The organism is Salipiger bermudensis HTCC2601, from assembly GCF_000153725.1.
Lineage (GTDB): Bacteria > Pseudomonadota > Alphaproteobacteria > Rhodobacterales > Rhodobacteraceae > Salipiger > Salipiger bermudensis.
The window spans coordinates 680,345-697,649 of record NZ_DS022276.1; the positions used below are offsets into that span (position 1 = coordinate 680,345).

General features: G+C 67.5%; 17 protein-coding genes. 8 read left to right on the forward strand and 9 right to left on the reverse strand.

What is annotated here, in order from left to right; translation table 11 throughout:
- Positions 1–317 precede the first annotated feature (317 nt).
- The 3 genes from R2601_RS03260 to R2601_RS03270 form a co-directional block, all read right to left on the reverse strand.
- The gene (locus R2601_RS03260) at positions 318–1,583 is read right to left on the reverse strand and encodes an ABC transporter permease (protein WP_007793513.1); all 1,266 of its coding nucleotides are present in this window, start codon (positions 1,581–1,583) and stop codon (positions 318–320) included.
- Positions 1,580–2,386, reverse strand: a complete 807-nt coding sequence (locus tag R2601_RS03265) for a taurine ABC transporter ATP-binding protein (RefSeq protein ID WP_040544322.1) — start codon at positions 2,384–2,386, stop codon at positions 1,580–1,582. Before R2601_RS03265 ends, R2601_RS03260 begins: the two co-directional genes overlap by 4 nt.
- A gap of 109 nt (positions 2,387–2,495) precedes the next feature.
- Positions 2,496–3,488: a taurine ABC transporter substrate-binding protein gene (locus tag R2601_RS03270; RefSeq protein WP_083793958.1), complete on the reverse strand. Its 993-nt coding sequence runs from the start codon at positions 3,486–3,488 to the stop codon at positions 2,496–2,498.
- Between the two features lie 317 nt (positions 3,489–3,805).
- Between R2601_RS03270 and R2601_RS03275 the strand changes: the two genes are divergently transcribed.
- Both R2601_RS03275 and R2601_RS03280 read left to right on the forward strand, forming a co-directional pair.
- The gene (locus R2601_RS03275; RefSeq protein ID WP_007793517.1) at positions 3,806–5,194 is read left to right on the forward strand and encodes an aminotransferase family protein; all 1,389 of its coding nucleotides are present in this window, start codon (positions 3,806–3,808) and stop codon (positions 5,192–5,194) included.
- A gap of 3 nt (positions 5,195–5,197) precedes the next feature.
- Positions 5,198–5,899: a GNAT family N-acetyltransferase gene (locus R2601_RS03280; protein ID WP_007793520.1), complete on the forward strand. Its 702-nt coding sequence runs from the start codon at positions 5,198–5,200 to the stop codon at positions 5,897–5,899.
- A 9-nt stretch (positions 5,900–5,908) separates the two neighbouring features.
- On the opposite strand, the gene R2601_RS03285 is transcribed toward R2601_RS03280, so the two are convergent.
- The 4 genes from R2601_RS03285 to R2601_RS03300 all read right to left on the reverse strand — a co-directional run bounded on the left by R2601_RS03285 (position 5,909) and on the right by R2601_RS03300 (position 9,799).
- The gene (locus R2601_RS03285) at positions 5,909–6,346 is read right to left on the reverse strand and encodes a MarR family winged helix-turn-helix transcriptional regulator (protein ID WP_007793523.1); all 438 of its coding nucleotides are present in this window, start codon (positions 6,344–6,346) and stop codon (positions 5,909–5,911) included.
- Positions 6,347–6,579: 233 nt separating this feature from the next.
- Positions 6,580–6,867, reverse strand: a complete 288-nt coding sequence (locus R2601_RS03290; protein WP_007793529.1) for an HU family DNA-binding protein — start codon at positions 6,865–6,867, stop codon at positions 6,580–6,582.
- Between the two features lie 142 nt (positions 6,868–7,009).
- The gene (locus R2601_RS03295; RefSeq protein WP_007793531.1) at positions 7,010–8,494 is read right to left on the reverse strand and encodes an AMP nucleosidase; all 1,485 of its coding nucleotides are present in this window, start codon (positions 8,492–8,494) and stop codon (positions 7,010–7,012) included.
- A gap of 435 nt (positions 8,495–8,929) precedes the next feature.
- Positions 8,930–9,799: a branched-chain amino acid aminotransferase gene (locus R2601_RS03300; protein ID WP_007793534.1), complete on the reverse strand. Its 870-nt coding sequence runs from the start codon at positions 9,797–9,799 to the stop codon at positions 8,930–8,932.
- Between the two features lie 160 nt (positions 9,800–9,959).
- Between R2601_RS03300 and R2601_RS03305 the strand changes: the two genes are divergently transcribed.
- The 6 genes from R2601_RS03305 to dxs all read left to right on the forward strand — a co-directional run bounded on the left by R2601_RS03305 (position 9,960) and on the right by dxs (position 15,237).
- Positions 9,960–10,472: a MarR family winged helix-turn-helix transcriptional regulator gene (locus R2601_RS03305; RefSeq protein ID WP_007793536.1), complete on the forward strand. Its 513-nt coding sequence runs from the start codon at positions 9,960–9,962 to the stop codon at positions 10,470–10,472.
- The gene (locus R2601_RS03310; protein WP_007793541.1) at positions 10,469–11,170 is read left to right on the forward strand and encodes a response regulator; all 702 of its coding nucleotides are present in this window, start codon (positions 10,469–10,471) and stop codon (positions 11,168–11,170) included. Before R2601_RS03305 ends, R2601_RS03310 begins: the two co-directional genes overlap by 4 nt.
- An 84-nt stretch (positions 11,171–11,254) precedes the next feature.
- Positions 11,255–12,181, forward strand: a complete 927-nt coding sequence (locus R2601_RS03315; RefSeq protein ID WP_007793545.1) for a histone deacetylase family protein — start codon at positions 11,255–11,257, stop codon at positions 12,179–12,181.
- Entirely contained in the window at positions 12,178–12,420 is a 243-nt protein-coding gene (locus R2601_RS03320; RefSeq protein WP_007793548.1) for an exodeoxyribonuclease VII small subunit, read from the forward strand. The genes R2601_RS03315 and R2601_RS03320 overlap by 4 nt, the downstream gene beginning before the upstream one ends.
- A gap of 6 nt (positions 12,421–12,426) precedes the next feature.
- A complete protein-coding gene (locus tag R2601_RS03325) occupies positions 12,427–13,296 on the forward strand; it encodes a polyprenyl synthetase family protein (protein WP_007793550.1) in 870 nt (289 codons plus the stop codon).
- A 15-nt stretch (positions 13,297–13,311) separates the two neighbouring features.
- The gene (dxs, locus tag R2601_RS03330) at positions 13,312–15,237 is read left to right on the forward strand and encodes a 1-deoxy-D-xylulose-5-phosphate synthase (RefSeq protein ID WP_007793553.1); all 1,926 of its coding nucleotides are present in this window, start codon (positions 13,312–13,314) and stop codon (positions 15,235–15,237) included.
- A gap of 336 nt (positions 15,238–15,573) precedes the next feature.
- Here the strand turns inward: dxs and R2601_RS03335 are convergent, their stop codons facing one another.
- Both R2601_RS03335 and ribA read right to left on the reverse strand, forming a co-directional pair.
- A complete protein-coding gene (locus R2601_RS03335) occupies positions 15,574–16,074 on the reverse strand; it encodes a L,D-transpeptidase family protein (protein WP_007793555.1) in 501 nt (166 codons plus the stop codon).
- Between the two features lie 18 nt (positions 16,075–16,092).
- Entirely contained in the window at positions 16,093–17,187 is a 1,095-nt protein-coding gene (gene ribA / locus R2601_RS03340) for a GTP cyclohydrolase II (protein WP_007793557.1), read from the reverse strand.
- Positions 17,188–17,305: the final 118 nt, after the last annotated feature.

Here is a 17,305-nt window from a genome sequence, read left to right on the forward strand (position 1 = left end):
GTCGTCGCGGGGCGCTCTACTGCTCGCCCCGACCATCGCCGAGATGTCCCGGGCTCGACCCCGATTCTGGATGCTATGTCGGCCAGATCGACACCGCGCGGCTCTGGCTCGACGGCCAGGTGGGTGCGCTGGTGCAGCAGTTCGGCGGCGAATAGAGCCCACGAGAGAGCTTGGTGGGCCCGCTTCGCTGCCTGAGCCCTAGCGCCAGTTGAACGCTGAGCTGACGGCCGAGCGCGGCGCGCCGACTGCGTGTTTCGTTTTCATACAGTTTGTCCGAGGAGGCCCACCCGGAGGGGGCCTCCCAGAGGCGTGTGCCGTCAGCCGCGGCCCTTCCACGGCACCAGAGCCTTCTCGGCAAACCGCATCAGGATGTCGATGCCGAACCCGATCACGCCGATCAGGATAATCCCCATGATCACGATGTCGGTGAGCTGGAACTTCGACGCCACCATGATCATCATGCCCGCGCCCTTCTCGGCGGCGACCAGTTCTGCGGCCACCACGGTGCCCCAGCACACGCCCATCGCCACCCGCGCGCCGGTGAAGATCTCGGGCAGCGAGTTGGGCACGATCACGTGGCGCATGATCTGCGCCTTGGACGCGCCCAGAGAATAGGCCGCGTGCACCTTGGAGATCTTCACCCCCGACACACCCGAGCGCGCCGCGATGGCCATGATCCAGAGCGCCGCGAGGAAAAGCAGGATGATCTTGCCGGTCTCGCCGATGCCGGCCCAGATGATCACCAGCGGGATCAGCGCCAGCGGCGGCACCGGGCGCATGAACTCGACGATCGGGTCGAACCAGCCGCGGAACCAGTCGCTGAGACCCATCGCGTAGCCCAGCGGGATGCCGATCAGCGCCCCGAAGAAGAAGCCCGCGATGACCCGGAACAGCGACCAGCCGAGATGCTCCCACAGCGTGCTGTCGCGGTAGCCGTCCTGCGCAATCTCCTTGAGCCGTGCGAGCACCGCCTCGGGCGGCGGCAGCCAGATCGGTTCCATTTGCCATCCCTTGCGCGGCTCGAAATTCAGCGTGCCCTTGGGCGACATGCCGACCCGGCCGAACTCGGTGATGACCTCGCCGCCCGGCGCGATCGGCTCGCCGTTGACCGCCACGACCGTGTGGCCCTCGTCGCGGCCATACCCGTCGTTGCGGTCGACCCGGATCAGCCCCGAGCGCCATGCGCCGACACTGTCGGAATCGTCCTTGGCCCAGCCCGCGCCGGGATCGACCTCGGGCGCCTCGACATCCTCGCCGACCGGGAAGACCCGCACCGTCACCGTGGCGTCGTCGGGCGCCGCACCCTCGGCCTCGGCGGTGTAGGTGAAGGTGGCGTCGCCCACGAAAGGCCCCGGCGCGTGCAGGAAGCCCGGCACCCAGGAGGAGCCGGTGAAGGCGCCCCAGAGCAGGAAGATCGTCAGCACCGAGATCACGCTGGCGATCCGGTTCGGGCGCACCGCGCTCTCGTCGCCGAAGGTAACGGTCTTGCGGGCGGTGAAATCGCGCGTGGTCTTGTGCACCAGGAGCTTCACAAGGAAGAACGAGGCCACGAAGATCGCGACATAGATCAGCAGGACGATCATTGCGTCTCCTCCGTGCGGCCCATGATTTCCTCTTCCATGTCCCAGATCATCCCGAGGATCTCCTCGCGGGTCTTGTTGAACTCCGGGTGTTTCTTGACCGTGCGCAGGTCCTCCCCGACGCCAAGATCGGCGAAGGGCAGGCGGTATTCCTTGTGGATGCGGCCCGGGCGCGGCGCCATCACCAGCAGCCGTTCGCCCAGAAGCAGCGCCTCCTCGACCGAGTGGGTGATCAGGATGATGGTCTTGCCGGTCTCCTTCCAGAGCTTCAGCACGAGAGACTGCATCTTCTCGCGGGTCAGCGCGTCGAGCGCGCCCAGCGGCTCGTCCATCAGGATCACGTCGGGATCGTTGGCGAGGCAGCGGGCCAGCGCCACGCGCTGCTGCATGCCGCCCGAGAGCTCGTAGACGGCCTTCTCCTTGAAATCCCTGAGGCCCACGACCTCGAGCAGGTGATCGACGGTGCCGGCCCAATCCCGCTCGCGCTTGCCGGCCATGCGCGGGCCGAAGGCGACGTTCTCGCGCACGTTCATCCACTCGAAGAGTGCGCCCTGCTGGAACACCATGCCCCGCTCGGCGGCGGGGCCGGTGACGGTGTGCCCGTTGAGCCGGATCTGGCCCTCGGTGGGGGCGAGAAAGCCCGCCACGATGTTGAGAAGCGTGGTCTTGCCACAGCCCGAGGGTCCGAGCACGGAGAGAAGCTCGCCCTCGGCCAGATGCAGCGACACGTCCTTCAGCGCCTGCACCGAACTGCAGTTCGGCAGATCGAAGCGCATGGACAGGTTTTCGATTTCTAATCCGCTCATGGCCCCCGCCTGCCGGTGCGTTGCCGGCGCAGGAGCCTTGAACCGACCCCTGTCAAATTCGTCAAAGAGTGCCGGGCGCGGAGCAGGATCGCCCCGCGCCCGCGCGTGATTACATCTCCGAGGCCGCCTCGAGCGGGCCGGTGTTCACCGCGTCAGCATAGCTGTCGAGCGCTCCGTCGATGGAGCCCGCCTCGACGAACACGTCGGCCACGCCCTTCATGAACTCCTGTGCACCGCCGGCGAGCCACTTCTCGGTGAGCTGCTCCTCGACGCTCGGGAACACGAAGGTGGCCAGCGTCTCGGCGGTCGCCTCTTCATCCATGCCGGCATCCTTGGCGATCACCGGCAGCATCATCTCGTGGTTGGCCTCGTCAGCCCACATGGCGTTGGCCTCGGCGGTAACCGCGAGGAACTCGGCCACGATGTCCGAGTTCTCGGCGACCCAGCCTGCCGGGCCGGAGGTCACGTCGAAGACCAGGATGCCCAGCTCTTCCTTCTCGGCGCCGGTCAGCAGCACGTTGCCATGCTCTTTCATGCGGCGCAGCGAGCCGCCCCAGCCGCAGGCCATGTCGACCGAGCCCTGGGCGATCGCCGCGGCACCATCCGGCGGCGCCATGTCGACGATCTCCATGGTCGAGACGTCGACGCCGAAGTGATCCATCTGCTTGAGAAAGCCGTAATGCGCCGCGGTGCCCAGCGGCACGGCGACCTTCTTGCCCTCGAGCTCGCCGGCGGAATCCTTGTCGATTTCCAGCGCTTCGGCCACGACGCAGTTGTCGTTGTCGGCATAGCTCACCGCGACGTCGAGGATCTGCAGATCCTGCCCGGCGGAGGCGGCGACCACGAAAGGCGGCACGCCCTGGCTCACCGAAAGATGCACGTCGCCCGAGGCCATCGCGGCACTCATCGCGGTGCCGGTGTCGAAGCTCACCCAGTTGATCTCGAGGCCCATCGCCTCTTCGTACATGCCTTCGGCCTTGGCGTATTCGAACGGCATCGGCCACTCGAGGAAATACCCCACGGTCAGATCCTGCGCGCTGGCGGCGCCGGTCATCAGCGCGGCCGCGGCAGCACCCGTCATCAGGCCCTTGATCGTCTTCATCATGACTCTCCCTGTCATCCGACCCCTGCTCATCCGGCGGGGCCTTTGTCTGTGGCGCGGGCGTCAGGGCCGCGCGCTCGAGCCAATCCGAGCCGAAATTGAGCGGGCAATCAATGGTTTTCCCGGGAACTGCGCCCGTTTTCCGTGCAGATGCACAAGCCGCAGGCCCTCGTTCCTGATGCCGGTTTTCTCCGCAGCGGCGCCGGCGCAACTCTGCGCGGGCGGCCGATTGGGTTGCCAGTCCGGAATATGTGTGTGCTAACATTCGCGCCAGACGGCCCCGGGGCCGGAATCACGCTTCCCAGGAGACAGGACCAATGGACGGCACGCTCACGCAGAACGATCTCAGCCACGTTGTCGAGGCCGACAAGCGCCACGTCTGGCATCATCTGACGCAGCACAAGCCGTTCGAAACCACAGACCCGCGCATCATCGTCGAGGGCAAGGGCCTGCGGGTCTGGGACCAGCACGGACGCGAGCATATCGACGCCGTCTCGGGCGCGGTCTGGACCGTGAACGTGGGCTACGGGCGCAAGTCCATCGTCGACGCGATCTCCGAGCAGCTGATGAAGCTGAACTACTTCGCCGGCGCCGCGGGCTCGGTGCCGGGCGCACTGTTTGCCGAGAAGCTGATCTCGAAGATGCCGGGCATGAGCCGGGTCTACTATACCAACTCGGGCTCGGAGGCGAACGAGAAGGCCTTCAAGATGGTCCGCCAGATCGCGCACAAGCGCTATGGCGGCAAGAAGAACAAGATCCTCTACCGTGAGCGCGACTACCACGGCTCGACCATCGGCGCGATGTCGGCCGGTGGTCAGGTCGAGCGCAACATGCAGTACGGCCCGTTCGCGCCGGGCTTCGTGTCGGTGCCGCATTGCCTCGAGTACCGCGCCCAGTGGGACCTGTCGGGCGAGGCCTATGGCCAGCGCGCCGCCGACGCCATCGAGGAAGTCATCCTGCGCGAGGGCCCCGACACCGTGGGCGCGCTCTGCCTCGAGCCGGTGACCGCCGGCGGCGGCGTCATCGTGCCGCCCCCGGGCTACTGGGAGCGGGTGCAGGAGATCTGCCGCAAGTACGACATCCTGCTGCATATCGACGAGGTCGTCTGCGGCGTGGGCCGGACCGGCACCCATTGGTTCGGCTACCAGCATTATGGCATCGAGCCCGATTTCGTCACCATGGCGAAGGGCGTCGCCTCGGGCTACGCCGCCATCGCGTGCTGCGTCACCTCCGAGCGCGTCTTCGACATGTTCAAGGACGACGACAGCGATCCGATGAACTACTTCCGCGACATCTCGACCTTCGGCGGCTGCACCGCCGGCCCGGCGGCGGCGCTCGAGAACATGCGCATCATCGAAGACGAGAACCTGCTCGAGAACACCACCAAGATGGGCGACTACATGCTCGAAAAGCTGGCCGCGCTCGGCGACAAGCACGCGGTGGTGGGCGAGGCCCGCGGCAAGGGCCTGTTCCTTGGGCTTGAGCTGGTCAGCGACCGCACCACCAAGGAACCGGTTTCGGAGAAGCATATCGGTGCCGTGGTCGGGGCCTGTGCCGCCGACGGGGTCATCATCGGCGCCACCAACCGCTCGAACCCGGGGCTGAACAACGTGCTGTGCTTCGCGCCGCCGCTGATCGCCACGGCAGACGACATCGACCAGATCGTCGATGCGGTGGACCGCAGCCTGACCAAGGTCTTCTCCTGAACGATGACTGACGGCCCCCTGAACGATCTTGGGCAACCCGTCGGCCAGCCGGTCGACGGGAGCTTTCCCCGTCCGCGCCCGGAGCGCAGCGTCAACGAGGGTCGCTACGTGCGGCTCGAGCCGTTGACCGTGGCCCATGCGCCCGGTCTCTTCGAGGCCTTCGCCGAGGACAGCACGGGCCGTGGCTGGACCTACCTGCCGCGCGGCCCCTTCTCCGATCTGGCGGATGCGACCGACTGGGCCACCGGCGCCGAGGCCAGCGAAGACCCGCTCTATTTCGCCATCTGCACGCCTGATGGCCAGCCTGTCGGGTTCTGCTCCTACCTGCGTATCGATCCGGCCAATGGCGCGATCGAGGTCGGTTTCATCCACATGTCGCCGCGCCTGCAGAAGACCGCCGGCGCCACCGAGGCGATGTATCTGATGATGGCGCGCGCCTTCGACACGCTGGGCTACCGCCGCTACGAGTGGAAATGCGACGCGCTCAACATGCCATCGCGCCGCGCCGCCCAGCGCCTCGGTTTCCAGTACGAGGGCACCTTCCGGCAGGCCACGATCGTCAAGGGCCGCAACCGCGACACCGCGTGGTTCTCGGTGCTGGACCGGGAATGGCCGGCGCTGAAGGCCCGCTTCGAGCACTGGCTGGCGCCCGAGAACTTCGACGAGGACGGTCGCCAGATCGCCAGGCTCGGCGCTGTCGCCTGAGGCGACGCCCTAGCCTTCCTCGCCCGCGCTGCGCAGACGATCCCTCAGATCGTGAAGCTCGTCGCGCAGGCGGGTGAGATCCTCAAGCGGAAGCCCAACGCGCTCGATCAGGCACTCGGGAATCCGCGCCGCCTGCTCCTGCAGTGCGCGGCCCTTGGCCGTCACCCGGATCAACACACGCCGCTCGTCCTTGCTGTCGCGCTTGCGCCTGACCAGCCCCTGCCCCTCGAGCCGTTTCAGCATCGGCGTCAGCGTGTTCGATTCGAGCCGCAGGTCGCGCCCAAGCGCGCCGACGGTGCGCCCGTCCTCAGCCCAGAGCGCCGTCATCAGCAGATATTGCGGATAGGTCAGCCCAAGACCATCGAGCAGCTCTGCATAGGCCTGCTGCATCGCATGCTGCGCCGAGTAGAGCGCGAAACAGATCATGTCGGGTGGGATGAGTTGCATCAGTTTTTGTTAAGACCCGTATGCCGGGATCGCAAGGGAGTTGAGTGCCGCTCGCTCCGTCTTTTTGGCCTCCATCGCGGCGCAAGTGCGGCGGCACCAGAACCGGAGCAAACCTCAACCCTGCGCCCAATGCGGCTGCATGCCAGCCTAGAGACAGGAAATAACCATCTGTAAACAAACAAAAAGGACCGCCAAAGGGCGGTCCTTTCAAGGTCATGTCGTCCGGGGCTGGATCAGCCGTTGACGCTGTCCTTCAGAGCCTTCGCGATGGTCATCTTGACCTGCTTGTCGGCTTCTTTCTTGAACTGTTCGCCGGTGGCGGGGTTGCGCACCATGCGCTCCGGGCGCTCGCGGCAATAGATCTTGCCCACGCCCGGAAGGGTCACCGCGCCGCCTTCGGCGACTTCCTTGGTGATGATCCCGGTGATCGCATCCAGCGCGGTGGAGGCGGTCTTCTTGTCTGCGCCCATCTCCTCGGCCAGAGCGGCCACCAGCTGGGTCTTGGTCATCGGTTTCGCCATTTCATGGTCTCCTTGAACTGCCCGAACGATTGGGCCTCGATACGGGAAAGTAACATCATATGGAGTTCAAACACAACGATTAGGGGCTATTTGCAAGGGAAAACTGCGCATATAGCGGCGTATCGGCGGCGTTGCACCCATGTCAGAGGAAAGCTGTTTCCTCAAAGCTACGCAGCTTGCGGGAGTGCAGGCGCTCGAGCGGCATCCCGCGCAGCCGTTCCATGGCTCGTATCCCGATCATCAGGTGGCGCGCAACCTGGGTCTTGTAGAAATCGCTCGCCATGCCGGGCAGTTTCAGCTCGCCATGCAGCGGCTTGTCGCTGACGCAGAGCAGCGTTCCGTAGGGCACGCGGAAGCGGAAGCCGTTGGCGGCGATGGTCGCGCTTTCCATGTCGAGAGCCACGGCCCGCGACTGGCTCAGGCGCTGCACCGGGCCGGACTGGTCGCGCAACTCCCAGTTGCGGTTGTCGACCGAGGCCACGGTGCCGGTGCGCATGATCCGCTTGAGGTCGTAGCCGTCGAGCTGTGTTTCCTCGGCCACCGCCTGTTCAAGCGCCACCTGTATCTCGGCCAGGGCCGGGATCGGCACCCAGACCGGCAGGTCGTCGTCGAGCACCTTGTCCTCACGCAGGTAGGCGTGGGCGAGCACGAAATCGCCAAGGCTCTGCGAGCTGCGCAGCCCGGCGCAGTGGCCAACCATGAGCCAGGCATGCGGGCGCAGCACGGCGATGTGGTCGGTGGCGGTCTTGGCGTTCGAGGGCCCCACCCCGATATTGACCAGCGTGATGCCCGAGCCGTCCTTGCGCTTGAGGTGGTAGGTCGGCATCTGCGGCATCTTGAGGCTCGGCGGGATGGCCGTCTCGGGGTCTGTGATCTCGACATTGCCGGTCGAGACGAAGCTGGTGTAGCCGCTCTCGGGATCGGCGAGCTGCTGGCGCGCATAGGCCTCGAACTCGCTGACATAGAACTGGTAGTTGGTGAACAGCACGTGGTTCTGGAAATGCTGGGGATCGGTGGCGGTGTAATGCGCCAGCCGCGCCAGCGAGTAGTCGATACGCTGCGCGGTAAACGGCGCCAGCGGCCCGGCGCCGTCCTCGGCAGGCTTTGCCACGCCGTTGACGATGTCGTCATTGGTCGAGCTGAGATCGGGCACGTCAAACACGTCGCGCAGGATGAAGCGCCCGGCGCCCTCCTGCGGCACGGCAAGGTCGGGATAGTTGGCGACGGCGAAATGCACCGGCATCGGGGTCGAGGAGAGACCGACCTGCACCGCCACCTGATGGTTCTCAAGCAGCAGCCCGATCTGTTGCTCAAGGTAGTGCCGGAAGAGATCAGGCCGGGTGATGCTGGCGGCGTGGGTGCCGGGGGCCGCGACATGGCCGAAGCTCAGGCGGCTGTCGACCTTGGCATGGGTGCCGGTGGTGATCCGCACCTCGGGATAGAAGGCGCGCAGCCGCACGCCGGGATGGCCGCTGGCCATGGCGTCGAGGAAGCGGTCATGCAGGAAGGTGACCGACAGCTCGTAGAGCGCGCAGAGCCGGTCGACGGCGGCCTTCGCCTCGGTAAAGAGCGCGGCCTCGGGGGCCTCGGGAGACACGATCTCCAGCGGTGCGTGGTTGTCCTGCATGCCTGCCTCGTCACGTTATTTGCGAGGCAGGGTGACACCAAGGCGCGGGGCGTTCAAGCGCTGGTGTGACCGTTAACGTCGCGGAGGGTTGCGGGGGCGCGTGCAAGGGATGGCGCACCAGCCTTTCCCGCCTCGGCGAGACCGCATCGTTCGGGACGTCGCCGCGCCATCGCCAGCCCGCGGGGTGGCGAGCCGACCTCCGAACCTCTCGATTTATTGTACCCAGACCCGAAGGACCCAGACACGCCGCGCTTACGGCACCAAATCGCCAGCCCGTCGGGGCGGGCCGGCGATGGCGCGACGGCCTGCGGCCTTGAGTCCGCGCGGTCGGGCCACAAGCCGTAGCTCAGGGGAAAGCCGTCGTGCCCCCCAAAAAACAAAACACCCCGCGGCCTCAGCCCCGGGGTGCCCTGTCTCATCGAAGCGATGCCAGCCTTAGCTGCGCACCAGCGTTTCGTAGGTCTCGGCGATATCCAGCGTCAGCGCGCCGACCTCGAAGCTGTAGTCGCCGATCTGCCCCACCGGGGTGACCTCGGCGGCGGTGCCGGTGAGCCAGCACTGCTCAAAGCTCTCGAGCTCCTCGGGCATGATGTGGCGCTCGTGCACGGTGATGCCCTTCTCCTTCAGCAGCCGGATCACCGTCTGCCGGGTCAGGCCGTTGAGGAAGCAGTCTGCCAGCGGGGTGTGCACCTCACCATCCTTCACGAAGAAGATGTTGGCGCCGGTCGCCTCGGCGACGTAGCCGCGATAGTCCATGAACAGCGCATCCGAGCAGCCCTTCGCCTCGGCGGCGTGCTTGGACATGGTGCAGATCATGTACAGGCCGGCGGCCTTGGCGTGCACCGGGATGGTCTCCGGCGAGGGCCGCTTCCACTTGGCGATGTCGAGCTTGGCGCCCTTGGTCTTGGCGTCACCATAGTAGTTGCCCCACTCCCACGCGGCCACGGCAAGCTGCACCGGGTTGCGCGACGAGGCGACACCCATGTCCGGGCCGGCACCACGCCACGCCACTGCACGCACGTAGGCGTTGGTGAAGCCGTTGACCTTGAGCACCTCGTCCTTGATCGCGTCGATCTCGTCGGCGGTGTAGGGGATCTCGAAATCGAGCGACTGCGCCGAGGCGATCAGGCGCTCGGAATGCGCGTGGCCAAGGAAGATCTTGCCGTTATAGGCCCGCTCGCCCTCGAAGACCGAGCTCGCATAGTGCAGCGCGTGGGTCAGTACGTGCACCTTCGCATCCCGCCACTCCACCAGCTGCCCATCGAGCCAGATCTTTCCGTCGCGGTCGTCATACGCACCTTCCATAGCGAGTCTCCTTCTCGGCGCCTTTTCATTTGTTGCGCAACTTACGTCCGATCCGGACACATAATTGCGGAAAAACTGCGACTCGCTACCAGTTTGCTATTGGAATGTCAACAAGGCTGACTTAAAGTGCCGCAAAAGACGCAAGACGGAGGGGGCAGCAATGGCGGACGGTCCGGGCAGTCAGGGGCATGGCGGCGAGCTGCTGCTCTATCTCACCGACGAACAGCTGCGGCAGGGCATCGAGGCGATGTTCTTTGCGTATCGGGCCTTTACCGCCGATCCCGACCGCATCCTGCAGGGCCTGCATTACGGTCGCGCGCATCACCGCGCCATCCACTTCATCAACATCGCGCCCGGCACCACGGTCAACAATCTGCTGTCGATCCTCGGGGTCACCAAGCAATCGCTCAACCGCGTACTGCGCACCCTGATCGAGGACGGGCTGGTCGAGAGCAAGGTCGGCCGCGCCGACAAGCGCGAGCGTCACCTGCACCTGACCGAGGCCGGCGCCGCACTCGAGCACCAGCTTTCCGAGGCGCAGCGGGCGCGGATGCGCGCCGCCTACCGGCAGGCCGGGCCCGAGGCCGTGGCCGGTTTCCGCCGAGTGCTCGAGGCGATGATGGATCCCGAGATGCGCCGCCACTACTCCGGCCTGCGCGAGGCCCGCGGATGAGCGATCCCGACGCCCACATCCTGATCGTCGACGACGACGAGCGCATCCGCGGCCTGCTGCAGAAGTTCTTGATGCGCAACGGCTTCCTCGTCAGCGCCGCGCGTGATGCCGCCCATGCGCGCCGCCTGCTCACCGGGCTCGAGTTCGACATGATCGTGCTCGACGTGATGATGCCCGGCGAGGACGGCATCTCGCTCACCGCGGCGATCCGCGAGACCTCGAGCACGCCGATCATGCTGCTCACCGCCCGCGGCGAGACCGAGGACCGCATCAAGGGGCTGGAAGCCGGCGCCGACGACTACCTCGCCAAACCCTTCGAGCCGAAGGAGCTCCTGCTGCGTATCAACGCCATCCTGCGGCGGATGCCCGAGACCCCCTCGGAGGAGACCGTGCCCAAGCTCATCGGCCTCGGCCCCATTCGCTACGACATCGAGCGGGGCGAGATGTGGAAGGGCGAGGAGCTGGTGCGCCTCACCGCCACCGAAAGCCAGCTGATGCGGATCTTCTCGGGCCGCCCCGGCGAGGCGCTGAGCCGGGCGCAGCTGGTCGAGGAACTCGGCCGCGACAAGGGCCAGGCGCAGGAGCGCGCGGTCGACGTGCAGATCACCCGCCTGCGCCGCAAGATCGAAACCGACCCCAAGCAGCCGCGCTACCTGCAGACCGTGCGCGGCGCGGGCTACATGCTGGCGCCCGACTGACCGTCGGCCACCGCTGAAATTCGCACCTTGTCCCTGCCGGCCAATCGCGGTCTGGTGGCCCCGACCGATGAGGGAGGATCCGTCATGACCACGGCACTGATCACCCATGCCGACTGCCTCGAGCATGTCACCCCCGAGGGCCACCCCGAGCAGGTGGCGCGGCTCGAGCACGTGCTGCACGCGCTGGCCCCGCTCGACCTGCTGCGCCTGAGCGCCCCGCCGGCGAGCGACGAGGATCTCGCGCGGGTGCATCCGGCAGCCTACATCGCGCGCATTGCGGGCGCCGAACCCACCGAGGGCGAGATCGCGCTCGACGGCGACACCTGGATGTCGCCGGGCTCGATGATGGCGGCGCGCCGTGGCGCCGGGGCCGCGATGCGCGCCGTGGACGCGGTGATGTCGCGTGAGGCCCGCAACGTCTTCTGCGCCACCCGCCCGCCGGGCCACCATGCCGAGCGCGAAACCCCGATGGGCTTCTGCCTGTTCGGCAACGCCGCGCTGGCGGCGAAACACGCGCTCGATCACCACGGGCTCGAGCGCGTCGCGGTGGTGGATTTCGACGTGCATCACGGCAACGGCACCCAGGACCTGCTGTGGGACGAGCCGCGCGCGCTGTTCATCTCGTCGCAGCAATATCCGCTATGGCCCGGCACCGGTGCGGCGACCGAGCGCGGCGGTCACGACAACGTGCTGAACCTGCCGCTCGCCCCCGGCAGCGGCGGCACCGAAATGTATCGCGCCTATACCGAGCAGGCCCTGCCCCGGCTGCGCGAATTCCGCCCCGACCTGATCGTGATCTCTGCCGGGTTCGACGCCCACCACGAAGACCCGCTGGCACAACTGAACTGGAAGGATCAGGATTTCGCCTGGCTCACCCGCGAGCTCTGCCGCATCGCCACGGATCAATGCGAGGGGCGGGTGGTCTCGGTGCTGGAAGGCGGCTATGATCTCGCCGCGCTGGCCGGCTCGGCCCGCGCCCATGTGGAAGAACTGATCGAGGCAGGAAAATGAGCGACACGCCCGTCGAGGAGATGACATTCGAACAGGCCATGGCCGAGCTCGAGCAGGTGGTGGGCCAGCTGGAACGCGGCGAAGTGCCGCTGGAGCAGTCGATCGCGCTCTACGAACGCGGTGCCAAGCTCAAGGCGCGCTGCGAGACCAAGCTCAAGGAGGCCGAGGAAAAGGTCGCCCAGATCACCCTCGATGCCGAGGGCCAGCCCGCCGGGCTGAAGGCCGCCGAAGGCCTCTGACCCCCGATGTTCCGCGACAGCCTGGAGGCCGGCGCCCGCGCCGTCGCCGCCCATTTCGATCATGTCCTGAGCGATGCCGCCGACCTGCCGGTGCTGCACGCGATGCGCTATGCCACCACCGGTGGCAAGGGGCTGCGCGGCTGGCTGGTGCTGGAGGGCGCGCGGCTGCACGACGTGGCGCCCGAGCGCGCGCTCTGGCCGGCCTGCGCCATCGAGGCGATCCACGCTTACAGCCTCGTGCATGACGACCTGCCCTGCATGGACGATGACGATCTGCGCCGCGGCCTGCCCACGGTGCACCGCAAGTGGGACGAGGCCACCGCCGTGCTTGCGGGCGACGCCCTGCAAGCGCTGGGCTTCGAGATGGTCGCGGACCCGCGCTGCCACCCCGACCCGCTGGTTCGCGCCGACCTGACCCTGAGCCTCGCCCGCGCCGCCGGCGCGCGCGGCATGGTGCTGGGACAGGCGCTCGACATGGCGGCCGAGCGCGCCGACGCCCCGCTCGATCTGCAGCAGATCACCGCGCTTCAGGCCGGCAAGACCGGCGCGCTCATCGCGTGGTCCGCCGAGGCCGGCGCGCGGTTGGCGCATGCCGATCTCGCGCCGCTCACCGCCTATGCCGAGCGCCTCGGCCTAGCTTTCCAGATCGCCGATGACATCCTCGATGTCGAGGGCGACGCCGAAACCGTCGGCAAGGCGGTGGGCAAGGATGCCGGGCGCGGCAAGGCCACCTTCGTGTCGCTGCTCGGGCTCGAGGGCGCCAAGGCGCGCGCCACGTCACTTGTGACCGAGGCCTGCGACGCGCTATCTCCCTATGGTCACCGGGCCGATGCCTTGCGGGAAGCCGCCCGGTTCGTTATCTCCCGCCGGAACTGAGTGTCGAGGGACAGCATGTCTGACAGCCCCCAAACGCCGCTTCTCGACCGGGTGAGCTCGCCCGCCGATCTCAAGCGCTTCTCTGATGCCGAGCTCGAGCAGGTCGCCCACGAGCTGCGCGACGAGACCATCGCCGCGGTCTCCGAGACCGGCGGCCATCTCGGCGCGGGCCTTGGCGTGATCGAGCTCACCGTGGCGCTGCACGCGGTGTTCGACACGCCGCGCGACAAGGTGATCTGGGACGTCTCGCACCAGGCCTACCCGCACAAGATCCTGACCGGACGCCGCGACCGCATCCGCACCCTGCGCAAGAAGGGCGGGCTCTCGGGCTTCACCAAGCGCTCCGAGTCGCCTTACGATCCTTTCGGCGCCGGCCACAGCTCGACCTCGATCTCCGCCGCGCTGGGCTTTGCCGTGGCGCGCGATCTCGGCGGCGTCTGCGACACCGGCGCGGGCGATGCCATCGCGGTGATCGGCGACGGCGCGATGAGCGCGGGCATGGCCTATGAGGCGATGAACAATGCCGGCCACCTCGGCAAGCGGCTGATCGTGATCCTCAATGACAACGAGATGTCCATCGCGCCGCCCACCGGGGCGATGTCGTCCTACCTGTCGCGGCTCTATGCCGAGGAACCGTTTCAGGACCTCAAGGCCGCCGCCAAGGGCGCGGTCTCGCTGCTGCCGCCGCCATTCCGCGAGGGTGCCAAGCGCGCCAAGGAGATGCTCAAGGGCATGACCGTGGGCGGCACGCTGTTCGAAGAGTTGGGCTTCGATTATCTTGGCCCGCTCGACGGCCACGACCTGCACCAGCTGCTTCCGGTGCTGCGCATGGTGCGCGCCCGCGCGAACAAGCCGATCCTGCTGCACGTGCTGACCAAGAAGGGCAAGGGCTACGGCCCGGCTGAGGAGTCCGCCGACCGCGGCCACGCCCGAGCGAAGTTCGACGTCGCCACCGGCGAGCAGAAGAAGGCGCCCTCCAACGCGCCGGCCTATACCAAGGTCTTCGCCAAGGAGCTGACCCGGCTGGCCGCCGAGGACAGCCGCATCTGCGCGGTGACCGCCGCCATGCCCGACGGCACCGGGCTCGACCTGATGGCCGAGCGCTACCCCTCGCGGGTCTTCGACGTGGGCATCGCCGAGCAGCACGGCGTGACCTTCGCCGCCGGTCTCGCGGCGGGCGGGATGAAGCCGTTCTGCGCCATGTACTCGACCTTCCTGCAGCGCGGCTACGATCAGGTGGTGCATGACGTGGCGATCCAGCGCCTGCCGGTGCGCTTCGCCATCGACCGCGCCGGGCTCGTTGGTGCGGACGGCGCCACCCATGCCGGCGCCTACGACATCGCCTTCATGGCCAACCTGCCGGGCATGGTGGTGATGGCCGCCGCCGACGAGGCCGAACTCAAGCACATGGTGGCCACCGCCGCCGCGCATGACGAGGGCCCGATCGCCTTCCGCTACCCGCGCGGCGAGGGCGAGGGGGTCGAGATGCCGGAAGCTGGCGAGATCCTCGAGATCGGCCGCGGCCGCATCGTCTCGGAGGGCAAACGCGTGGCACTCCTGAGCTTCGGCACCCGGCTCGGCGAGGTCCGCAAGGCTTGCGAGAAGCTCTCGGCCCGGGGCATCACGCCCACCGTCGCCGATGCCCGCTTCGCCAAGCCGCTGGACCGCGACCTGACCCTGCGGCTCGCGGCGGAGCACGAGGCGCTGATCACCATCGAGGAAGGCTCGGTCGGCGGCTTCGGCAGCCACGTGGCACAGCTGCTCTCCGACGAGGGCGTGTTCGACCACGGGCTGAAGTTCCGCTCCATGGTGCTGCCCGACACGTTCATCGACCATGCCAGCCCCGACGACATGTACGAGAGCGCCGGCCTCGACGCGCGCCATATTGAGGAGAAGGTCCTCACCACCCTCGGCGTCGACCTCCTGAGCCGCAAGGCCTGACGCAAGACCCATCCGGCGCAACAGCGCTCGCGCCCGGCCTCGGCACAGGTGTCAGCGTAGGACGCCTCCGGCGGGAGTATTTTTGACGAAGAGAAGCCAGGGGCACAGCGCTCCTGGCTTCTTTGGTTTTAAAATACCTCGGGGGTGAATTGGCGCACAGCGCCAAGAGGGGGCAGCGCCCCCTGCCCCCTTCGAACGTGCGCAGGGTCCTCTCCGAAACCGCGTTTCTTAGGTTCGAAGCTTCGTCGGTCGCCGCTGCAATTAACGGCTAGGCAGTGCCCCCTGCCTTCGCACGCGAGAGCCACCAGACAGGCGCGGGTCAGACGCGGGGCACCATCATCCCGCCAGCGCCGCGGGCACGATGAGCCGCGTCCCCGGCACCGCAAGCACGGCGATCTCACGAATATGCTCGCGGCGAAAGGCGAGGCAGCCCTCGGTCGGGTAGCCCGGACGCCGCCACTGGTGCAGGAAGATCGCCGAGCCGCGCCCCGCCTGCGCATCGGGCCAGTTCCAGTCCGTGGTCAGCACGATGTCGTAGAGCGGATCGGCCCGCCGCATGCGTTCGTGGCTGAGCCGGTAGGGCGCCCGCACCAGCGTGTTGTAGGCGGCATCGCCCGACGCATCAGACCACAGATCGCCCGGAAGGATCGGCCGCGACCACGGCGCCGGCGCCGCCACACGGTCCGGCCGATGAAAGCACAGGGCGATGCGGTGGTCCCCCACCGGCGTCGCGCCATCCCCCTCGCGCTTGTCGGCGCGGATCCCCCCCTTGCCGACCGAGCAGGGCCAGAGCCGCCCCGCAAAGCGCAGCCCCATCGGCGTGAGAACCATCTCCATGCGATCCCTCCTCCGGGCCTAGAGCAGGTGGCCCGACTTGGCCGCCTTCGTGGCGAGGTAATGGGCGTTGAACGCGGTCTTGCCGACCTTCAGCGGCACCCGCTCCGCGACAGCGATGCCGCTGCGCTCCATCATCGCCAGCTTGTTGGGGTTGTTGGTCAGCAGACGCACCGAGCCGAAGCCCATCCGGCGCAGGATCTCGGCGCCGAGGCGGAAATCGCGCTCGTCATCCTCGAAGCCCAGACGGTGATTGGCCTGCACCGTATCAAAGCCCTGATCCTGCAGCGCGTAGGCGCGCATCTTGTTGGCGAGCCCGATGCCGCGGCCCTCCTGATTGAGGTAGAGCAGCACCCCGTGCCCCTCCTCGCCCATCTTCGAGAGCGCCGCGTGCAGCTGCGGGCCGCAATCGCATTTCAGCGAACCCAGCACGTCGCCGGTGAAACAGGCCGAGTGCAGCCGCGCCAGCACCGGCGCGTCGCGGTCGGGGCGACCGACCTCGATGGCGTAATGCTCCTCCGAGCCGTCCTGCGGGCGGTAGATATGCAGCCGCGCGGTCTCGGCGGTCTCCAGCGGCACCCGCGCCGAGACCACGTGATCGAGGTTCGACAGCAGCAGCATCGACGGCGCCGCCGCCACCCCGTCCACCAGCGTCAGGTTCTCGCGCAGCGCCACGCCCTGCGGCGCCTCGAGTTCGAGCACCAGCGCCGCCGGCAGCAGCCGCGCCGATTTCGCCAGCGTGATCGCCAGCCGGTGCAGCGCAACGTCGCCACCGCGCCGCTCCTGCAAAGGCCCCTTCATCGGCATGGCCAGATCGTCGGCCGGGTCGGCAATGCTGCGCACCCAGTCGAGCCCCGCATCCCCGGGCAACGCCACCCGCGCCAGATCGCCATCGTAGACCCGCGCCTTCAGCGTCGCGGCCCGGCGCGCCGTCAGCACCAGGTCAAGCTCTCCGCCGGCCTCGCGGACCAGCGCCAGCCGCTCGGCCGAGACCGTCTCAGCAGCCAGCAGCAGCAGCCCTCTGCCGCCGGCGCCCGACAACACCACCGGCACCCCCATGCGCAGGTCGGCGCGGGCGCGGGCGAGGATCTCCATCAGGTTGGGTGCAAGCGGCATGGGGCGGCCTTCCGGGACAGCGGCGCTGTAACAAACCAGCATCGAACTTGTAACAAAAGCCCTCCTGCAACACGAGGGCGTGAGACTGGTGCAGCAAAACTTGCCCGCACGCAACGGT

Bases quoted from the DNA above. Each gene is read 5' to 3' on its own strand.
- R2601_RS03260 (WP_007793513.1), bottom strand. From the start codon at position 1,583: ATGATCGTCCTGCTGATCTATGTCGCGATCTTCGTGGCCTCGTTCTTC.
- R2601_RS03265 (WP_040544322.1), bottom strand. From the start codon at position 2,386: ATGAGCGGATTAGAAATCGAAAACCTGTCCATGCGCTTCGATCTGCCG.
- R2601_RS03270 (WP_083793958.1), bottom strand. From the start codon at position 3,488: ATGAAGACGATCAAGGGCCTGATGACGGGTGCTGCCGCGGCCGCGCTG.
- R2601_RS03275 (WP_007793517.1), top strand. From the start codon at position 3,806: ATGGACGGCACGCTCACGCAGAACGATCTCAGCCACGTTGTCGAGGCC.
- R2601_RS03280 (WP_007793520.1), top strand. From the start codon at position 5,198: ATGACTGACGGCCCCCTGAACGATCTTGGGCAACCCGTCGGCCAGCCG.
- R2601_RS03285 (WP_007793523.1), bottom strand. From the start codon at position 6,346: ATGCAACTCATCCCACCCGACATGATCTGTTTCGCGCTCTACTCGGCG.
- R2601_RS03290 (WP_007793529.1), bottom strand. From the start codon at position 6,867: ATGGCGAAACCGATGACCAAGACCCAGCTGGTGGCCGCTCTGGCCGAG.
- R2601_RS03295 (WP_007793531.1), bottom strand. From the start codon at position 8,494: ATGCAGGACAACCACGCACCGCTGGAGATCGTGTCTCCCGAGGCCCCC.
- R2601_RS03300 (WP_007793534.1), bottom strand. From the start codon at position 9,799: ATGGAAGGTGCGTATGACGACCGCGACGGAAAGATCTGGCTCGATGGG.
- R2601_RS03305 (WP_007793536.1), top strand. From the start codon at position 9,960: ATGGCGGACGGTCCGGGCAGTCAGGGGCATGGCGGCGAGCTGCTGCTC.
- R2601_RS03310 (WP_007793541.1), top strand. From the start codon at position 10,469: ATGAGCGATCCCGACGCCCACATCCTGATCGTCGACGACGACGAGCGC.
- R2601_RS03315 (WP_007793545.1), top strand. From the start codon at position 11,255: ATGACCACGGCACTGATCACCCATGCCGACTGCCTCGAGCATGTCACC.
- R2601_RS03320 (WP_007793548.1), top strand. From the start codon at position 12,178: ATGAGCGACACGCCCGTCGAGGAGATGACATTCGAACAGGCCATGGCC.
- R2601_RS03325 (WP_007793550.1), top strand. From the start codon at position 12,427: ATGTTCCGCGACAGCCTGGAGGCCGGCGCCCGCGCCGTCGCCGCCCAT.
- dxs (WP_007793553.1), top strand. From the start codon at position 13,312: ATGTCTGACAGCCCCCAAACGCCGCTTCTCGACCGGGTGAGCTCGCCC.
- R2601_RS03335 (WP_007793555.1), bottom strand. From the start codon at position 16,074: ATGGAGATGGTTCTCACGCCGATGGGGCTGCGCTTTGCGGGGCGGCTC.
- ribA (WP_007793557.1), bottom strand. From the start codon at position 17,187: ATGCCGCTTGCACCCAACCTGATGGAGATCCTCGCCCGCGCCCGCGCC.